At 39.8% G+C, this 18,676-nt stretch carries 15 protein-coding genes; 3 read left to right on the top strand and 12 right to left on the bottom strand.

From position 1 onward, the window contains the following. Window positions 1-70 precede the first annotated feature (70 nt). The 11 genes from smpB to BWI44_RS21870 form a co-directional block, all read right to left on the bottom strand. Window positions 71-523, bottom strand: coding sequence for an SsrA-binding protein (gene smpB / locus BWI44_RS21820; RefSeq protein WP_021967717.1), 453 nt, complete (start codon window positions 521-523; stop codon window positions 71-73). An 11-nt stretch (window positions 524-534) separates the two neighbouring features. Continuing rightward, entirely contained in the window at window positions 535-1,080 is a 546-nt protein-coding gene (locus tag BWI44_RS21825; RefSeq protein WP_021967718.1) for a Yip1 family protein, read from the bottom strand. Window positions 1,081-1,113: 33 nt separating this feature from the next. Continuing rightward, window positions 1,114-1,875, bottom strand: coding sequence for a hypothetical protein (locus tag BWI44_RS21830; protein WP_182427893.1), 762 nt, complete (start codon window positions 1,873-1,875; stop codon window positions 1,114-1,116). 146 nt (window positions 1,876-2,021) lie between these two features. Then, window positions 2,022-3,179, bottom strand: coding sequence for a hypothetical protein (locus BWI44_RS21835; RefSeq protein ID WP_195208178.1), 1,158 nt, complete (start codon window positions 3,177-3,179; stop codon window positions 2,022-2,024). 39 nt (window positions 3,180-3,218) lie between these two features. Further along, window positions 3,219-3,641, bottom strand: a complete 423-nt coding sequence (locus tag BWI44_RS21840) for a DUF3244 domain-containing protein (protein ID WP_118423472.1) — start codon at window positions 3,639-3,641, stop codon at window positions 3,219-3,221. Between the two features lie 146 nt (window positions 3,642-3,787). Continuing rightward, window positions 3,788-5,458, bottom strand: a complete 1,671-nt coding sequence (locus BWI44_RS21845; protein WP_195208179.1) for a tetratricopeptide repeat protein — start codon at window positions 5,456-5,458, stop codon at window positions 3,788-3,790. A 454-nt stretch (window positions 5,459-5,912) separates the two neighbouring features. Next, the gene (locus BWI44_RS21850) at window positions 5,913-6,410 is read right to left on the bottom strand and encodes a DMP19 family protein (protein WP_007664151.1); all 498 of its coding nucleotides are present in this window, start codon (window positions 6,408-6,410) and stop codon (window positions 5,913-5,915) included. A 97-nt stretch (window positions 6,411-6,507) separates the two neighbouring features. Continuing rightward, entirely contained in the window at window positions 6,508-7,668 is a 1,161-nt protein-coding gene (locus tag BWI44_RS21855) for a metallophosphoesterase (RefSeq protein WP_044533931.1), read from the bottom strand. 16 nt (window positions 7,669-7,684) lie between these two features. Beyond that, a complete protein-coding gene (locus tag BWI44_RS21860) occupies window positions 7,685-9,136 on the bottom strand; it encodes a RagB/SusD family nutrient uptake outer membrane protein (RefSeq protein ID WP_044533932.1) in 1,452 nt (483 codons plus the stop codon). A 20-nt stretch (window positions 9,137-9,156) separates the two neighbouring features. After that, a complete protein-coding gene (locus BWI44_RS21865; protein ID WP_007664162.1) occupies window positions 9,157-12,513 on the bottom strand; it encodes a TonB-dependent receptor in 3,357 nt (1,118 codons plus the stop codon). A 16-nt stretch (window positions 12,514-12,529) separates the two neighbouring features. Then, entirely contained in the window at window positions 12,530-13,702 is a 1,173-nt protein-coding gene (locus BWI44_RS21870) for a FecR family protein (RefSeq protein ID WP_007664163.1), read from the bottom strand. Between the two features lie 196 nt (window positions 13,703-13,898). Here BWI44_RS21870 and BWI44_RS21875 point away from each other — a divergent pair, with 196 nt between their 5' ends. Continuing rightward, the gene (locus BWI44_RS21875; RefSeq protein WP_044533933.1) at window positions 13,899-14,993 is read left to right on the top strand and encodes a metallophosphoesterase; all 1,095 of its coding nucleotides are present in this window, start codon (window positions 13,899-13,901) and stop codon (window positions 14,991-14,993) included. A 225-nt stretch (window positions 14,994-15,218) separates the two neighbouring features. Here BWI44_RS21875 and BWI44_RS21880 read toward each other — a convergent pair whose 3' ends face one another. Then, on the bottom strand, window positions 15,219-15,773 hold the full coding sequence (locus BWI44_RS21880; protein ID WP_085930039.1) for an RNA polymerase sigma-70 factor: 555 nt from the start codon (window positions 15,771-15,773) through the stop codon (window positions 15,219-15,221). 156 nt (window positions 15,774-15,929) lie between these two features. Between BWI44_RS21880 and BWI44_RS21885 the strand changes: the two genes are divergently transcribed. Together BWI44_RS21885 and BWI44_RS21890 are read left to right on the top strand one after the other, a co-directional pair. Next, window positions 15,930-17,696 (top strand): polysaccharide lyase domain-containing protein, encoded by a 1,767-nt coding sequence (locus BWI44_RS21885; RefSeq protein ID WP_138291207.1) that lies wholly within the window; start codon window positions 15,930-15,932, stop codon window positions 17,694-17,696. Window positions 17,697-17,871: 175 nt separating this feature from the next. Next, window positions 17,872-18,573, top strand: coding sequence for an iron-sulfur cluster assembly scaffold protein (locus BWI44_RS21890; RefSeq protein ID WP_007664170.1), 702 nt, complete (start codon window positions 17,872-17,874; stop codon window positions 18,571-18,573). Window positions 18,574-18,676 lie beyond the last annotated feature (103 nt).

Below are 18,676 nucleotides of genomic sequence, written 5' to 3' on the forward strand. Positions count from 1 at the left end.
AATGTGATAAAGTGGTAAAGTGATATTACTCTATCACATTATCACTTTATCACATTACCACGTTAAACAATTATCTCTTAAACATACGCGCCATATCGCGTTTGTCATCTTTTTCTTTTAAAGCCTCACGCTTGTCGTATTGTTTTTTACCTTTGGCAAGGGCTACCACCACTTTGGCAAGTCCTTTTTCATTAATAAACATACGAACGGGAACCATTGTAAAGCCGGGATCTTTCGCCCCACGCGCCAGTTTATCAAGTTCTTTTTTGGTAAGTAAGAGTTTACGCTCCCTGCGTGCCGAATGGTTATTGTACGAACCGTAGAAATATTCGGAAATATGCATATTCTTCACCCACAGCTCGCCATTGGCAAAGTAACAGAAGGTATCCACAAGGCTTGCTTTACCCATGCGGATCGATTTAATTTCCGTACCCGTGAGCACAATGCCCGCGGTATAAGTGTCTATCAATTCGTAATCGAATGTAGCGCGCTTATTTTTTATATTAACAGGAGCTTGTTTCATGATTTCAAACGTTAATTAAGCACCATCGTCAGCTTGTTGAATATAAACTGAATGAGCATAGGACAGGCAATGAGTAGGATGGAAGAAATGATTGTAAACCGTAACCGATCTTTTTCTTCTACTTCCATCAACGTGGAAGCCCCCTCCCACACCACATACACAATATAGAACTGCAACAGCAATCCGATGATATAAAAGTCCGGCAATATGCCGATAATAATCCGGAGCAAGAAAAGAACAACCAGCGCATAGCCCGCAAACTGTTGCGTCAAGGGCATGTCACTGTCCATCATAAACATTTTAACGCGCATCCCATTTATGAGATACGCCGCCAGAAAATACCCTCCAAAGAGGGATACTGCCACCGCGCAACATTGCGTCATGGCATATTGAAAACTTTCGGGACCGCCCCAACCCTTCGCCAACAAAGAGCCGATAAAGACGGACAATCCGCATAAACCAATCATAGGATAGACAAAAGCAGTAAATACTTTTCGCCTATCCTCCTCCAAACGAATTTCCTCCCAGGCCTTGGCCGGAGAGGAAATCAGTAACATTGCTATATGGAATAATGCTTTATAATCCAATTATTAATCTTTATATGGGTATTCTACAGAATAAGGAGTCAACTCAGATTTAGCCTTATCTAAATCATCTGTTTTGAAATCAGTCGTCTCATTTGCATAGATAGTAACTTTTGTAGGAAGTTTTTTCGTTATACCTTTAAAAGCAGACAAAGCTTCTGTTATCCTATAAATTCTATTATATCCTGTTTGCTCTGCCACTTCTTCCTCTTGAGAATAATGACGTAAATAGAATTTCAACTCTGTATCTGTATCTTTGATTTCTTCGACATTACAGTATAAAGAACAAGAATGACTATCTTTTTCTTTCTTTGCCAAGAAATATATAGGAACAACCAAAGTGTTCTTATCATAATACATAAACTGAGCCTGAGATGCATTTTGAGAACCATATCCTATCTGAAGGATAGTAGCATTTTCCTCTTCTTCTCCTTTACTATTGCCTACTATTACATTTCCAGTCTTTATAACTTCGATATAAGGAATCGTCACATTAATATTCTTCGTATTTTGATCTACCTGTTGTTCATCTGAATTATATGAGTATTGGAATTGTACATAATCACCATAAGTTAAATTCTTATCTACTAAAGAATTTACTGCAGTAAATTTAATGCCATAAGGAGCAGTAATAACAGTACTTGGAAATATTTCTGTCACTTGTCCTAATGTTATATCCGTCACTGTCGGGTCACTATCCATGCAAGAAGTAAACGAAACACCCATTATTAAGGTCAGGGCAACCATCCAGATTTTAAACTTAGCCATTTTCATTGTTCTATAAATATTAGAGTTTGCAAATTTAGATAAAAGAATCGAGTAACACCGCACTCTCTCCATTTTTTCATTGTTTTTAAGAGTAAATGAAATATTAATCTAAATACTGCAAACCCTACTATTTATTTAACCTTTATTTAGTTTTCATCTTCAAGAACTCGAGTATCCAGTAATTTATTATCTTCATCTCGATAAATATTGTAATACAAGAAAGTCGTTACTATGCCCTCCCATTTTCCTTTAATTCTAAATTTCTCACCGGCCTCTGCACCATCTGCTTTTTCTAAGGTCGCAACATAAGTGAGAGTTGTATTATATGACATTTTTAAGACCTCAACTCTGCAGGTTGTATTCGCAGGAATAACCACCTTAAAAGCCTGGGATACAACCACATCATATCCACCTGTAGAAGTATAGTTAGTTGAATGAGATGAAGTTGTCGAAGTACTAAGATCACCACTAATACTTACTACAGGTAAAGGGGCTTGCCCAGATTGACTACTCCAATGAAATGCACTTTGATTCTGAGTAGAAACACCATTAGTTTCATTGAAAGTACTACTTTCTCTTACTGTTTCAGAAACCGTAAGAGTATGCTCCACATCAAAAGGTTCCCCTGGGAAAATAGCTCCCATTATAAATTGATCTCTTCGATTTATAAAATCACCATCAAATTCAGATTTCACATATTCCACATCAATAAGACGAAACTCCCCAACAGGAACCATTCTCCACAAAGCAAGATCTGTAGAATGAGGTGTTTTAAACTTCAATACAGTTCCATTTTGTGTATCTGATTGTAAATATAGCTCTGGAGAAGATAACGAAAATGTAGCATATTTTATATAATAATTATTCCCCGAAGGAATAAATGAGAAATTAGCAGGAATAAAACTACCAATCGCTCCAGCTAAAATAGGCTCCGTTTTGCTATCATTAGGTTTAACTGTAGGTGTAAAAGGAGGAGAAGAAATAGAGCTATTCCCTCCAACAAGAATTATATTTCCAGACCGTACATACCATCGCTGTCGCAAACTTCCATCATCTTCTGTATATAAACTCATTTCACTTCCAGATGGTGCACATGACAAATATCTACGACTAGTATTTCCTACATTCAAAATATTCACAGGAATACCATCCAATTCAGTTATCTGATTAAAATCTGCAGTAGATGACATTGTCGCCCTTGTCTGTACCTGCTCCGTATCACTTTTCACAATCCCTTCCAAATCTTCTTGTTCGCAAGAAAACATTGCCAACAATCCTACTAATAACAAACTAATTTTTTTCATAAGCATCACATTATTAGGTTAAACAAATTATATCATGTATCATAATTCAAATTGTCCACACGCATAAGCGCCATTTTTCCCTTCTATTTCTATAAGGAAATTACCAGAAGCACCAGAATTCAATTGAACAGTCTTTTGCATAGAAGCCTGTATATCTTCTGAAGAAGAATAAACCACAACACCATTCTGGGAAATGGTAATATCAGCCTCCCCTATAGCTTGTTCAAAACATACTTCCAAAGAATAATTACTACCATCTAACAACACATAAATTGGAATCAATGGCCGTACAGAACGGTGATCTCCCAAATTACCTTTTGTTAGAATGTCAAAAGGAACATCATTTCCAGTCATTTGAATAAGAACCTTCTCGAAACCTCCATCATTACCTTCCGGAGAACCAGCATTTACCTTTCCAAAGAGCAATACCCCTAATAAACATAGAATCAATTTTAATTTCATAGCCTATCTTTTTTAAATTCAGAAACAAAGTTAGTGCTATAAAACCTAATAACAGGAATGGATATGTGGACACACAATTAGCAACTAAGCTGCTATTAATCAATAAAGTAACAAATTACATAGTGGACAAAAACAAGATATTATTTTCAATAAAACGCTATCATTTGCTCCAAAGCATCGTCTTTTCTTAACAATAAATGCGATTTTAGTCTTTGCTTGTTCTTATAAACAGACTTCATCTCACAATCAAAAACAATCATCAACTGCTGATTTGAAAAGCCTAACTTTATCAATGCTGCCAATAATAATTCACCTTTAGTTAAATCAAAATCAGCTTTTATCCGAGAAATAAAGTTAGCATAAACCAAGTCCAAAAAGTCGAATATATTCTGGCGTTCGGTTGCTGACATATTTTCCGCAATCAACCTACCTTGTTTCAATTCTCCTAATATGAATAATGCTTCAACACATGAATTATCACGTATTTTTTTATTTTCAGATGTCAATTCCAGAATTTTTCTATTCAATTTTCCAATCGTTTCCTTCTTTGCCTTTTGCTCCCATTCCTCTTTCTGCTTAAATTCTGTTATCCTACAAGCATATTCTTCTATAATCTTCTCATTTATTCTTAAAGCTTCTATATTCCGTAAATTTTTCTTTTTATATCTTTTAATAAGACTAAAACTCACTCCACTTATCAGAAGCACTACAACCAAATAAAAATAGGCTTGCTTCTCTTTTTCCAGTTTTATCTGTTTATTTTCAAAAACAAGCTTATCAGCTTCATACTTCTTTTGTAAAGCCAAAAGTTGTTCCCTCAATTCATTATTACGCACAATCTCTAATAGTGAATCAGACTTTTCTTTGTACAAAAAAGCTTGTTTATAATTTCCTTCCTCCCTTTTCAGAAGACATAAATAATAAAATGCACCTGATAAAATAAATTCATCATCCACATTTTTACAATGATTGAAACACTTTTCAGCTAAACGAAACTTCCCCATATCCATATAAGTACGTCCCAAAGATAAATAATAACGTAATCCATCATTCCTATCTTTACTCGATCCGATAGCAGAAACAAAATAATTAATAGCTTCTGTATACTGTTTATTATCCTTAGCTATCAGTCCCAACAACTGAAGAAGGGAAGACTTTACATGATCGGTAGTGTCCACTAACAGAGATAATCCTTTATTTGCATACCAATGGGCACTATCATAATCCTGTTTTGCCAAATATCCCCGGGCAACATTTCTACAACCGTGCACCTCTCCTATATTATCATCTGCCAATTCATAATATCGAACAGACTCCCGGTAATTATCTATCGACTGTTCATACATACCTTGTCCCAAATTTAAGTACCCGATATGTTCAAATACCAATCCCTGCAATTTATACTCCTTTGTGTCTTTTAAGAATGTCAATGCTTTCAAATAAGCTTCCATAGTTTCGGATTCCTTACCTTTCACAAGCATTGTTTTGCCATAATAATAGTAAGCCTTTCCAGCTTTCACAGGATCATTCTTTCCCTTGTAATAATCTATAGCAACCCTAATCAAAGAATCTGATTGCAAGCTATCCAAATTGTTTTTATCCAGCACCTGTGTCCACAATAAAGCATAGTCAGCACTTTCTTTGTCATGAAGCCTTTCAGGATACTGTATCAGATTCAATAATTGCATAGCACTATCAGGATATACTTCTACATACCTTTCAGCCCGTTCCAGTAAATCGACATTTGTATGAGTCTGCATACATGAAACAAGTCCTCCCCCAAGAAATAAAAAAAGCAGAAACAGATATTTATTCATTTTTCTAAACTAAATGAATACAAAGAAACAGAAAATAGTATATTTTCACTAACGTTTTAACACCATTTCACAAACAAGAAACATACATGAAAACAACAACGAGGTTAAGGTAAAACACGACTATGCCTTAACCTTTTTATCACTATGCCTTATTCCAATCCTTATTTTCCAATTGCAGGCTATTCAGCCCGCAATTGGAAAACAAAGAGCCCGCAGATGGAAACCAACGGACTCGCAGTTGTGGGATGGAGTTTTAAATTAAGGGTACGTACATTTAGGAGTAAGGGAAAAGAAGTCTTTCCTTAGTCATTTACGAATAACCCCTTAGAAAGAAAAGGAGAGAATACGACTTTGGGAGAGGGAAAAGCCTCCATTCAACATTTATCGAATAATCAACTGCAATACAACAAAATATTTTTTTTCGTAGATATTCCGTACAAAATGAACTCTCTTATCAGACGATTTTAGCAAACAGTTCCAAATGCTCATCTACATAACCGGCTATCAAAGCTGTTATGCCTTCCTCTTTTTCCAAGAATTCTTCTTCCAGTTCATCGAAAGCTTCATATTGCTCGTACATAGCCATGAATTCATCATCTGTACGCTCCCGTTCCAAATCTTCACGATGGGCATCATAAATCTTTTTAGCTCTATATACCAGTTTACCGAAATCTTCTGCTCCCCACAGACGCATCACTTTAGCAAACGGATTGGCAAAAATATACCCCCCATACCCATTCTGTATCAACTGGCAGAAACCGCCATCCATTACTTCATCACGGAATATCTGGTAAGCAAGCAAAGTGTGCTGCTCACCTGTCAGCAACGGCATGGACTCAGCGGTCAGCTCACCACCTATCACTTCTTTATATCTGTCGGTAAATACCTGAATAAAAGTATCCATTCCCTCGCCTGCTGCTTTGCGCAAGGCGGCATCAGTAATTTCTATCATAGTCTTCTTATTATGTCTTTTTCTAATTATTACGACAAAGATATGGAATTAAAAGATAAAGGTATAACAAGAAGACTAAAAACAATGAAAAGTGTTCCTACAATTTCCGCAGAATGCCTTTATCACCCACAACGAAGTAAGTATTCTTATCAATCAGCAATGCACGGCCCCGTTTCTTCTTCTGATTTTCTTTATTGTCTACATTAACGCCGATAACCTTGCCATCATAGAAAGTAGAAATATCCTTGAAGATGGTATGCCCTACGATAATGTGTTTGACTTTATAGCGTTCCATCACCATTTGCAGGCTGTCCTGCGCCATTGGATGATACTTGGCATCTGTACGCACAAGCCCACGATACCAGATGGGACCGTCGTTACCATACAGAAATGCGGTCAATGGAGAAAGAGCCCTGCGTTCTTTCTTATTCATGAAAAGGGCTTTACTCATTTCTTCGTTCACGGTAGGGATACTTAGATTACGATCATAAAAATTCTTGCCTAACCCGGCATGAACATAAAGATCACGACCTATAATCTGCATCGTATTACGGGTACCTAACCATTTACCCAATTCAGTATCGGGTCCAAAAAGTTCAGGGTAATTCATATTCAATTTCTGTGCCAGCACTTTATATTTATCTTTCGTATAGCGTAAGTCATTAGCCAGCACCAGCGGCTCATGGTTCCCTAACAGGAAAGAAACAGTTCCACCTGCTTTTGCAGCCTCATCTTCTAACTTATAAAACAGCCAGAATATTTGCGGTACATCTTTTCCACGATCGAAAATATCACCGATAACCATCAGATGATTATTACCAAAGCTCCAATTGTAGTTTTTATCAATAATCCCATTACCCTGCAACAAACTAATAACACAATCCAACTTACCATGCGGGTCGGACATAACAAACACTTTTTCCGGTTGCCGATATTTCCAATCGGGACGTTTCACCGGATGCAATCTCACATCAAACGGAAACCGCCCCTTATGATCTACCACATGCAAGATAAAATCTTCAGGTAGTGCAACATAAGTCGTATCGGTAATTTTCCCTTTCTTATCGACACTGATGACACACGTTTTACCATCAGGCTGATAAAGCACATACGGTCCGTCAGCCGATAACTCTTCTTTTTTCTCTTTATCTTTCTTATTACCGTCTGAACCAAAAGTTCCGGCACTAAGGCCGGAACTGATGAACATTAGAGTAAATGCGATAAGAAAGTACTTCGTGAAACTTGTTTTACTCATCATATATCATTTATTAAAATTATCTTCCACCATATCCAGGATTCTGTTCCATATTAGGATTGGCATCCATTTCCTTCTTGGGAACAGGAAGTACAATCATATAGAAATTCCAGTCATAGGTCATATACTTCGTATCATGTTTGGTTTTACTCAGATTGCTGTCTTTTACATCCTTACGCTCTACTGTCAATCCATTTCTGATAGCGTCATACATGCGGTGTCCTTCGGCAACCAGTTCTTTACGGCGTTCATCCAGCACTCTTTCCAGAGTAATGGTCTGTCCCACTACTGTGTTTTCCGGATTAGCGCGCTTCACAATCGGATCGAGATACTCAATCGCTGTGGCATTATCGCCCAACTTGACAGCTGCCTCAGCCGCAATCAGATAAACTTCTGACAGACGAACAAGCGGAATATTGGCATCCGTGATACTTTCATTCTGCTGCGGTTGATACTTAAAGACATAAGCATAATATTTCTTATCGAAACTCAACAATTTAAGACGTATATCTTTAGGATCTTTCTTCAGGAACTGATAGAAGGAACAAGTGATGCACATGTCATCATAACCATCCTTAGAATTCAGATAGCCCATACTCTCCTTACCCGGGCTATCAGTAGTAAGGTTCACGATTTCGAACAAGACTTCACCCGGATTGGAGGCAGACGCATCATTACTCCATGCTGTGGGATATTCTTCATTGGTCCACAAGGCATAGCCTTCTTTTTCCGCTCCCTTAATGGCATCTTTCGCCATTTTCAGTGCATTAGTGTTATCATTCTTGTAGAGATATACGCGGCTGAGTAATGCCATTGCTCCCCATTTATTAATTTTACCCTTATTAAAATCACCGCTCAGCAAACCAATGCTTTCGGTAAGATCGGAAATCACCTTCGTATAGCACTGAGCTACGGTGTTTCGGGAGGGTTTACTTTCAATAGTGGACAATCCTTCCACAATGGGCACCCCCAATGATGCTCCGTTATCTTTGGTATAGGGATAGCCGAAGATACGGGTCAAGTCGAATAAGGCCAGCCCACGGATTGCCAAAGCTTCGCCTTTCAGGTCATCTCTGTATTCGGTATCTTCTTCATCAATGACAAGTTTGTCAATGTTCATCAGAATCAGATTACAATTCTGAATGATAGAATAAAGATAAGACCAGTGAGAAGTGGGGCCATTATCTTTTGTAAAATTGAAACGATAATAGTCGGCCACACGTTTGGTAGAACTAACCGCCTGCATATCATCTCCCGTCACGTCTCCATAATATACCAGCCGACCGGAGTAGGCATCCGAGCTTTGCATCGTGCTATAAATACCATTCAAGGTAAACTCAACATCCGACAATATCTTAATACTGGTTTCAGTATCTATCGAAGTGGAAGGATCCAGATCCAACCAATCGTTTCCGCAAGAACTTACGAAGAACAATACAGAACTGATAAATAAATATTTTAATAGCTTCATAATATCAAGTTTTTTAACGGTTAGAAATTAATGTTTACGCCGAAAGTCACAGTCTTTAAAGGAGGGGTTCCCCAGATAGCAGTACCACCGCTGACGGCTTCCGGATCGTAATAATCGTATGCTGCCCAAGTCCAAAGATTATTGGCTGATGCATACAAGCGTACATTCTCAATACCGATTGTACGGGTCCACTCTTTCGGGATGGTCACGCCGAATGTCAAAGTCTTCAGACGGATAAAATCAGTACTGTGCAGTCTGCGCGTCGTTGTCACCTTATTCATAGCTACATTCGGCTTTTCGTAAAATAATTCATACTTGGTAACATCTCCCGGCTTCCTCCAACTGTTCTTATAGTAAGTCGGAATATTAGCCTCCAGATCGTTGCCTCCGTGTTCGGTCTTTTGTGCCCAAGTATCATAAGAGTAACCACCAAACTGGTAAGAGAACATAAAGTTGAAATCAAACCATTTATAGCGTAAAGTATTTGACAAGCCGCCTATCACATTAGGCTCCGCATGCTTGTCCAACACAATGGCATGTGCCTCATCTATAACTTCAGTAATCTCTTTTTTATAGTTACCATTCTCGTCCACGTCATTCGTATAGAACTGCGGAGCACCGGTTTCCGGATTGATACCGGCAAATTCTTTCATATAGAACGTACGGAATGATTTGCCGACTTTGCGAATCTGAGTTCCTTTAATAATTTCTGTTTGCATGCCATCGAGTGTCACAATCTCATTCTTATTGTGTGAAATGTTGAATGTGGTGTTCCATGAGAAATCTTTTGTCCGGATATTAGTAGAATTAATTTCCAGTTCCACTCCTTTATTCGAAACTTTACCGATATTCATCAGATAACTGCCGAAACCAGTTGTCATAGAGATAGGACGGTCCATCAACAGATTTTTAGTGGTACGGGTATAATATTCCAACGTAACATTCAGACGGTTCCACAGACTGAAATCCAACCCCAGATTCAGGTTATAGTTGGTTTCCCATTGCAAATCATCGTTCTTAAGTTGCGACTGAATAATGCCCGGCTGTTCCAAATATCCATTGGTCAGACTGCTCAGTCCTCTGTATCCGAAATAGTCAGTAGGAAGAGTACCATTCACACCATAAGAAGCACGTATCTTCAGGTCAGTCAACCAATCCTTGACAGAGTCCATAAAGCTTTCCTCAATCACACGCCATGCGGCAGATATCGACCAGAAGCTACCCCAACGATTATCTTTGAGAAAACGGGAACTGCCATCCATACGGAAACTGCCACCCAGATAATATTTGTTTTTATAGTCGTAATTCAGGCGGAACAGATAAGATACCATACGGGTACGCGTATCGCTGCCACCCACCGATTCGGTCTTCATACCATTACTGATCTGGTTTTTGTCGTAAGTGGCAAAATTAGTGGCATAACCGGATAAGTAGTCGCGATACTGGTCATCAATCTCATATCCTGCCAATGCATCAAGATGATGATCCGCGGCTATAGACATTTTATAACTCAACTGGTTGGCCCATACCATTTTCTTGTACTCATAGAACTTCTTGCTCATGCCACCATTGATGTCATCGCCGTTAGAGGTACGCGGGTCCTTCCAGTCATTGCCTTTCGTGTTAACATAATCATAGCTCAAGGTAGACTTGAACTTCAGATCCTTGATGAACTCATATTCACCGTAGATGGTATTGAACGTGCGGGTCACATATTCGCGCTGATAATCATAAGTTGCCGCCAATGCCGGATTACGGTCACTGTTGCGGATAAAATCACGGTTCCAACTACCATCTTCATTGTAAACAGGATCGGAAGGGACAACGGCGTTACGCGAAGTATAGAAAGGAGAAGAATAAGAAGTACCTTCGCTATACACATCCTGATTGACAGTGGCAAACAGAACATTGGCACCTAACTTAAGCTTGTCAGTAGCTCGAAAATCAACATTCAGCCTTCCACTGATACGTTCCAGACCGGAATTGATAGCAATACCGTCCTGTTTCAAATAAGAAAGCGAAGAGTAGTACTTAAATCTGTCCGTACCTCCTGAAAGAGAGGCTTCATAGGACTGATGATTTCCTTTCTGAAACATAATATCATCCCAGTCCACATATCCACACCAAGGAACCGGAGCATAGTTATCAATCTTTCCGTCGGCATAAGCCATTGCATCAGCTTCGCTCTTACCTTTCTTTATCTGACCTGCCACCAAACCGTCATAAATATATTGGCGACGTTCCTCTCCACCCATGACAGGACGATAATCCATAGCAAAATCAGAACTACCCCAATCAGCTTTCAATGAGATGGAGGCTTTGCCCGCCTTACCTTTCTTTGTCGTAATCAATACAACGCCGTTGGCAGCACGCGAACCGTAAAGAGAAGCGGCAGCGGCATCTTTAATGACTGTAACACTCTCGATGTCGGAGCTATTGATAGTCGACATGATATCAAGCCCCGCATCCGAACTCATCGTATTAATAGTACCTGAGCGCATCGGTACTCCGTCTATCACATAAAGAGGAGAATTACTGGCGTTAAAAGACCCCATACCACGAATCCTCAATGAAGAAGAGGCACCTGGCTGGCCGGAAGATGATGTGAACTGCACACCCGGCGCATTGCCTTGCAACAGGTCCTTGAAAGAAATAGCAGGAACATCTTTCAGTGTCTCTCCTTTTACACTGGAAGCAGAACCGGCATAAGCAGATTTCTTGAAGGTACCATAACCAGTAACGACCACTTCATCCATCAAATTGTTATCCGGTACCATTTCCACTTTAACCATCTTTGCAGAAATAACTTTAACTTCCTGACGGATATAGCCTACATAAGAAACAATCAAAGTAACAGGCAGATGATCCACATCAAGAGAGAAATGCCCGTCCAGATCGGTGGTACAACCGTTGGTAGTACCTTTTACCAGTACATTGGCTCCGATAACAGATTCACCCGTCTCATCTACAACGCTTCCGTTCACTTTAACCTCTTGCTGGGGAGCAGCTACAGCTTCAACCTTAGAAGCAGGCTTAATAGCGATGACACCTTCATGAACCGTATAAGTCAGCCCACTACCTTTCAGGCATTTATCCAGCACATCAGCAATCTTTTCATGATTCACAATCAACTTTTCTACTTTTACATTTTTCACCTCTTCAGTGCTATACACAAAGGTGAAATCAGTTTGTCTCTGAACTTCCCACAGCACTTCGTTAAGAGTGGCATTCTTAAAAGTTGCTGTGACAGTGGTTTGTGCAAACACTGCATTGGCAGCCTGCATAAAACCGGTAACTGTGAAACAAAAAAATAGTAACGTTATCCATAAACGTCTACTACTTCTTTCAGCTTGATTCTTGTGTTCTTTCTTGTTCATAGTAATCTTTTTTGGGTTAATTATGGAATGTTATTGTATTACCTTCGATTTTCACGTGTACTTCTTCTGTCTTTTCCAGTAACTTGACGAAAGGAGTTATTTCTTCATAACGATTCAGATTACAACCGAAACGTATATTCTTGAGTTTTTCATTTTCGTAAACTACGTTCATGTCATACCAACGTGAAAGTGTCTTCATGATATCTTCCAAGCGTTGATCTTTGAAGTTGATCTTCCCCTTCACCCATGAAGTATAGAATGAAGTATCTACCGTTCGCACCTGTATGGAATTACTTCCCAAAGCGATGGTAGCTTGTTGCGACGGTTTCAGTATAAGGCTTTCACCCTTTTCGGCACTGACCTTTACAGATCCGTTTACTAAGGTGGTCTGGTACTCCTCATCGGGATAAGCGGAGATATTGAAAGTCGTACCTAATACTTCAACCTGTATGCCATTGGCATTTACAATAAAAGGCTGCCCAGTTTTACTCACTTCAAAATAGGCTTCACCTTGTAGCTCGACTTCTCTCTTACCCGTAGTAAATGCTACCGGAAAACGGAGGCTACTCATTGAATTTAAATGCACCTTTGTTCCATCACTCAACACTAATGCATACTCACCGCCACGGGGAATCTCTACTTTATTATATACAGGTTTTGGAGAGACAGATGTACTCTGTGCCAACTGATAATTCAGGGTGGTTGAATCTATCTGAATATTTGTTCCCTCTATTGTTTGTAAAGCATCTGCCGTTTCTTTATTCAGATTGATAGTCTCTCCATTATCCAAAGTCAATATTGCTTTGGCCGCTCCCGGCAATATAGGTTGGGCTATCAGCACGGACTTGTTAGAAAAATAGTCGTGAGTAGTGTATTTTAGTGAGATGCCAACAAAAAAGACCGGTACTAAAACAGCAGCGGCATAACTGAGGATTTTTATCATCCGTTCCCAGTTATTACTCTTTCTGATGCGCTTTTGCACCTCCATCCAACCGGTTGCAGTGTTGAAAGACGTACCACTTTCCACATGCTTTTTCAAATTCTCTTTACTGCAAATTTTCTGAAAGAGTGCTTCGTGAGCGGAATCTGCTTTTCGCCATTTCTCCAGTTGAGCGTTTTCTTCAGGAGTGATTTCACCCGATAAGTGTCTGGCAATAATATTAGATATATGAAAATCCTGTTTTATCATAAATTGAACTTTTTTCGTTGTCTTTTATAATAAAACAGGCGTAATTAAAATCATGGTGAATCGAAAAGCATTTTTTTCCTAAGAAAATTCAAAATGCCGATCTTATTATACAATTTTTAGGTTTATATCAGTAGTTTATTCCTTCTTTATCAAGAATTAAACTACTTTTGCCACTCAATTTTAATACATCTATTTTATGCCGATATTCTTCATTATGCTCATCACCATATATCTTGGCGGAAACACCTATGTATTCTATAGAGGTGCACAAGCGTTATCCGGACTTCCTGTTGGAATCAAAATCCCGTTGGCTATTTTGTTTTGGCTCGCAGCTCTATCCATCGTGGGGACGATGCTGACCCGTAACATAAAAATGCCGGTTTTCTTATCTCATACAATGTATGAAATAGGCACTGGCTGGCTGATATTCACCTTATATATGGTCTTATTCCTACTCGCATTCGATCTGTTGAAACTATGCCGTATCCCTTTCAACTACAGCTTCGTCGTCTCTTTGCTATTTACAGTCATCTTATTAGGATATGGGTACTATAATTATCGCCACCCTAAAACGAACATAGTCAATATCGCCCTCAACAAACCTTTGACCGGCGACCGGCAACCTATTAAAATAGTCGCCGTGAGTGACCTACATCTCGGATATGGAACCGGGAAAACGGCTTTAAAGCGATACGTGAAGATGATTAACGAGCAAAATCCGGATTTAATTCTGATCGGAGGTGACTTGATTGACAACAGTGTAGTGCCTCTTTATGCTGAAAACATGATGGAGGAACTGTCCGAATTAAAAGCACCGTTAGGTATTTACATGGTTCCCGGTAATCACGAATATATCAGTGGCATGAATGCAAGTGCACGATTTATACAAGGCACTCCCATACAGTTGTTGCGCGATTCAATAGTCACACTCCCCAGTGGTATACAATTGATAGGACGCGATGACCGATCGAACACTGCCCGCCGTTCATTGCAAGAACTGATGGCAAATGTAGATAAAAACAAGCCTATTATCTTGTTAGACCATCAGCCCTATAAACTGACTGAAAGTGAAACAGCCGGTGTCGACCTGCAATTTAGTGGACATACCCATCGAGGACAAGTATGGCCTATGAGCTTGGTAACAGACTACATCTACGAACAAAGTCATGGCTATCGCCAGTGGGGAAACAGCCATATATATGTTTCCAGTGGATTATCTCTTTGGGGACCTCCTTTTAGGATAGGAACGGAAAGTGAAATGGTTGTGTTACAATTATCCACAAAAGAATAAGAGGCATAGTACTCTCGCGGAAAAAAGATAATTTGTTCTATTTTTCCTGTTCCTTATGATTAAAACCGTATCAAGTCCGTGTTTGCTCCGTACCTATACAGAAGGAGTTGGTATGGGCTTGGTATGGAGCAGACAGGGAGAGGGTATGAAGGTGATAAGAAATTAGTCTAAAATTCTGTTTTCCTCTAATGCTATAGAGAGAAATCAAAGTGACAGGTTGCACGTTTATAAATAAAAAAGTATAAGGAAATAGTAATACTCTTTCAGATATATACGAAGCTTTTTGTATGCAATCTTTTTAAGAGTATGTACAGTTTCAACAGATACATTTAATTGCTCAGCTATTTCAGCATTCTTTTTTCCTTCCATAGCCAATCGCATAATAGCCCGCATCTGATCAGGAAGTTTGTCAATAGCTTCTGCCAGAATCCGGTAAGTTTCTTCTTCCACTACTGCATCATGGAAGAAAGAATCCTTTTTCTTTTCAATAACTTTTTGAGCATATTCAAATACTACCTTAGAATGCTCCAATTCATTCAACGCCTTATTGCGCACGGCTGTATAAAGGAAAGCTTTGACTTGATGCAAATAGAAAAAATCATCTCTAATTTGCCATAATTTTGCAAAGGAATCCTGTACAATATCAGCAGAGGTTTCTTCATCTTCAGTATATTGGTTTGCAAACAAACAAAGTGCCACATAATATTTATCAAAAACATTATGGAACTCCCGTTCATTAAGCCTAATACTAATGAGTGTATGAGAAGTTTCTGTAACCACCAGCGTTCTTTTTTCTCTATTCTACTGCGAAAATAGAAAAAAATATTAAAAAAAGACACAGTAAGACCTAAACTTCCACATAGAAAAAGAATTTGTCGACATCCGCCACTCAGGAAACCCATACTTTTGTCCCATCAGAATATTAATCTTAAGACCATGAAGAAAAACTACACGATTCTATTTATCATGCTTTTATGTGCCGTTTTTGCACAAGCTCAAACCACTCCGGCCTTCCCCGGTGCCGAAGGTTTTGCACGCTACACCGTAACCGGCGGACGTGGAGGTATCGTATATCACGTCACTAACCTTAATGACAGCGGCGAAGGATCACTGCGTGCAGGAATTGAGATGAAAGTTCCCCGCACCATTGTTTTTGATGTGTCGGGCATTATTGAACTGGAAAGCAGGCTGGTCATAAAAAACGGGAATCTTACTATCGCCGGACAAACAGCTCCGGGAGATGGGATTTGTATCAAGAACTACACCCTGCACATTGCCGGATACAAGGAAGAAGATAAAAAGGACCAATGCGCCACTAATATTATTATCCGCTTCATTCGCTGCCGGATGGGAGATGAAAAGAAAGCGGAAGACGATGCCATGTGGGGACGTTATACCTCGGATATCATCATAGATCATTGTAGTATGAGCTGGAGTACGGACGAATGCGCTTCTTTTTATAGTAATAAGAACTTTACTATGCAGTGGTGTATCTTGAGTGAAAGCCTAACCAAATCGGTACACGTCAAAGGAAACCACGGATATGGAGCCATTTGGGGAGGTGAGGGAGCAAGTTTTCACCATAATCTGCTGGCTCATCACAGTAGCCGCACTCCTCGTCTGGATGGCAGCCGATCCATAGGAAGATGGGAAGAGGAGCTCACCGATCTGCGCAACAATGTATTCTATAACTGGGGCCCTACCAACGGAGGATATGCCGGAGAAGGCGGACGGTATAACTTTGTGAACAATTATTATAAACCAGGCCCCTCTACTGCCACAAAGAAGAGTATCGTCAACCGTATCTTTCAGCCCAATGCCGATGATGGTACACAAAGTAATCCTGCAGGTATATGGGGAAGCTTTTATGTGGATGGTAACTACTTTGACGATACTTGCTCCAAATTGAGTAATGACATGAAAAAACTGGTGAGTGAAACCAATGCAGATAACTGGGAAGGCATTCATCCGCATCTGGGTAACGGTGAACTGCCGGGAGGAAGTAAAGACGGCATAAAAAGTAAGACAGAATTTGAAGTCGCATCCGTTAGTACGCATGCTGCAGCACAGGCTTATGAAAAAGTACTGGCACAAGTAGGCGCCAGCCTGAAGCGTGACGCCGTCGATGAACGGATCATCTCTGAAGTTAAGAATGGGAATTACACTTATGAAGGTAGCAACGGCAGTAGTAACGGACTGATTGATTCACAAGCCGATGTGGAAGGGTGGCCTCTGTACAATAATGAAGAAAAGCCTGCAGATTCCAATGGGGACGGTATTCCTGACACTTGGGCTACCCAGTATCTTCCCGTCGGCAAAACCTATAAGGACATAGAACCATCTACCGGTTACTCATACCTGGAACTTTACATCAATAGCCTCGTTGACGACTTGATGAAAGCCTGCTACGAAAACAGCAGTAATTCCCCAAGCATCCACGATTTCGGTTTATATGGCACTACCACAGGGATTTCTTCTCCTTCTGCCCAAGAAACAGATGCGGTAAAATGTTTCCGGCAGGATAAGCAAATTGTCCTTAAGGGACTTTGCGCAGGGGCACGCATCGAAATTTATGACTTGTCGGGAAGAATCATGGCTTCCTATCAAAGCTCTGACGAACAGGCTGTATACCCCCTCACCCAACCTGCCATTATTAACATCCTATCGGGAGGGAAAAAGTACAGTTTCAAAAGTCCTCGTTAATTTTATTGTAATGTGGAGATTGCAATACACAGAACCACTGTCTCTTATTATTTATTTTTATAAAAAAAGTCAGATAACTCGATTTGCATAAATAAAGAAAAGGAGTAACTTTGCGAGCGATTTTAGAAAGTAGATTACGTTTTTTAATTTATATAACTTAAAAAAAGAGCTAATTATGACTTATTCACACGAAGTGGAACACATGTGTGTTGTAAAGAAAGGTCCTAACCACGGACCGGCTCCCATACCCGAAGAAGGCAAATGGGTAAAATCAAAAGAAATAGTTGATATTTCAGGTTTAACACATGGTGTAGGTTGGTGTGCTCCTCAACAAGGTGCTTGTAAACTGACTTTGAACGTAAAAGAAGGTATCATTCAGGAAGCATTGGTTGAAACAATCGGCTGCTCCGGTATGACTCACTCAGCTGCTATGGCTGCCGAAATCCTTCCGGGCAAGACAGTACTCGAAGCATTGAACACTGACCTTGTTTGTGACGCTATCAATACAGCAATGCGCGAACTTTTCCTGCAAATCGTTTACGGACGTACTCAGTCTGCTTTCTCTGAAGGTGGTTTGATTATCGGTGCAGGTTTGGAAGACTTGGGTAAAGGTCTGCGTAGCCAGGTAGGTACACTGTACGGTACTCTGGCCAAAGGTCCTCGTTACCTGGAAATGGCCGAAGGTTACATCAAGAATATCTTCTTGGATAAGAATGACGAGATCTGCGGATACGAATTCGTTCACATGGGTAAATTCATGGATGAAATCAAGAAGGGTACAGATGCTAACGAAGCATTGAAGAAGGTTACCGGTACTTACGGTCGCGTAACACCTGAGCAGGGAGCAGTTAAACATATTGATCCACGTCACGAATAATATAAGGAGGAAAGAAATTATGATTAGAGAAGTAAAATTTGAAAGTCAAGACCGTCGTATCAAAGGTATCATTGCTGCCTTGAACGCTAACGGCATCAAAGAC

It is taken from the genome of Bacteroides sp. Phil13 (assembly GCF_001940965.1).
Classification (GTDB): Bacteria; Bacteroidota; Bacteroidia; order Bacteroidales; family Bacteroidaceae; genus Bacteroides; species Bacteroides intestinalis.

Coding starts and splice junctions, on each gene's coding strand:
- smpB (WP_021967717.1), bottom strand. CDS start 523: ATGAAACAAGCTCCTGTTAATATAAAAAATAAGCGCGCTACATTCGAT.
- BWI44_RS21825 (WP_021967718.1), bottom strand. CDS start 1,080: ATGTTACTGATTTCCTCTCCGGCCAAGGCCTGGGAGGAAATTCGTTTG.
- BWI44_RS21830 (WP_182427893.1), bottom strand. CDS start 1,875: ATGGCTAAGTTTAAAATCTGGATGGTTGCCCTGACCTTAATAATGGGT.
- BWI44_RS21835 (WP_195208178.1), bottom strand. CDS start 3,179: ATGAAAAAAATTAGTTTGTTATTAGTAGGATTGTTGGCAATGTTTTCT.
- BWI44_RS21840 (WP_118423472.1), bottom strand. CDS start 3,641: ATGAAATTAAAATTGATTCTATGTTTATTAGGGGTATTGCTCTTTGGA.
- BWI44_RS21845 (WP_195208179.1), bottom strand. CDS start 5,458: ATGAATAAATATCTGTTTCTGCTTTTTTTATTTCTTGGGGGAGGACTT.
- BWI44_RS21850 (WP_007664151.1), bottom strand. CDS start 6,410: ATGATAGAAATTACTGATGCCGCCTTGCGCAAAGCAGCAGGCGAGGGA.
- BWI44_RS21855 (WP_044533931.1), bottom strand. CDS start 7,668: ATGATGAGTAAAACAAGTTTCACGAAGTACTTTCTTATCGCATTTACT.
- BWI44_RS21860 (WP_044533932.1), bottom strand. CDS start 9,136: ATGAAGCTATTAAAATATTTATTTATCAGTTCTGTATTGTTCTTCGTA.
- BWI44_RS21865 (WP_007664162.1), bottom strand. CDS start 12,513: ATGAACAAGAAAGAACACAAGAATCAAGCTGAAAGAAGTAGTAGACGT.
- BWI44_RS21870 (WP_007664163.1), bottom strand. CDS start 13,702: ATGATAAAACAGGATTTTCATATATCTAATATTATTGCCAGACACTTA.
- BWI44_RS21875 (WP_044533933.1), top strand. CDS start 13,899: ATGCCGATATTCTTCATTATGCTCATCACCATATATCTTGGCGGAAAC.
- BWI44_RS21885 (WP_138291207.1), top strand. CDS start 15,930: ATGAAGAAAAACTACACGATTCTATTTATCATGCTTTTATGTGCCGTT.
- BWI44_RS21890 (WP_007664170.1), top strand. CDS start 17,872: ATGACTTATTCACACGAAGTGGAACACATGTGTGTTGTAAAGAAAGGT.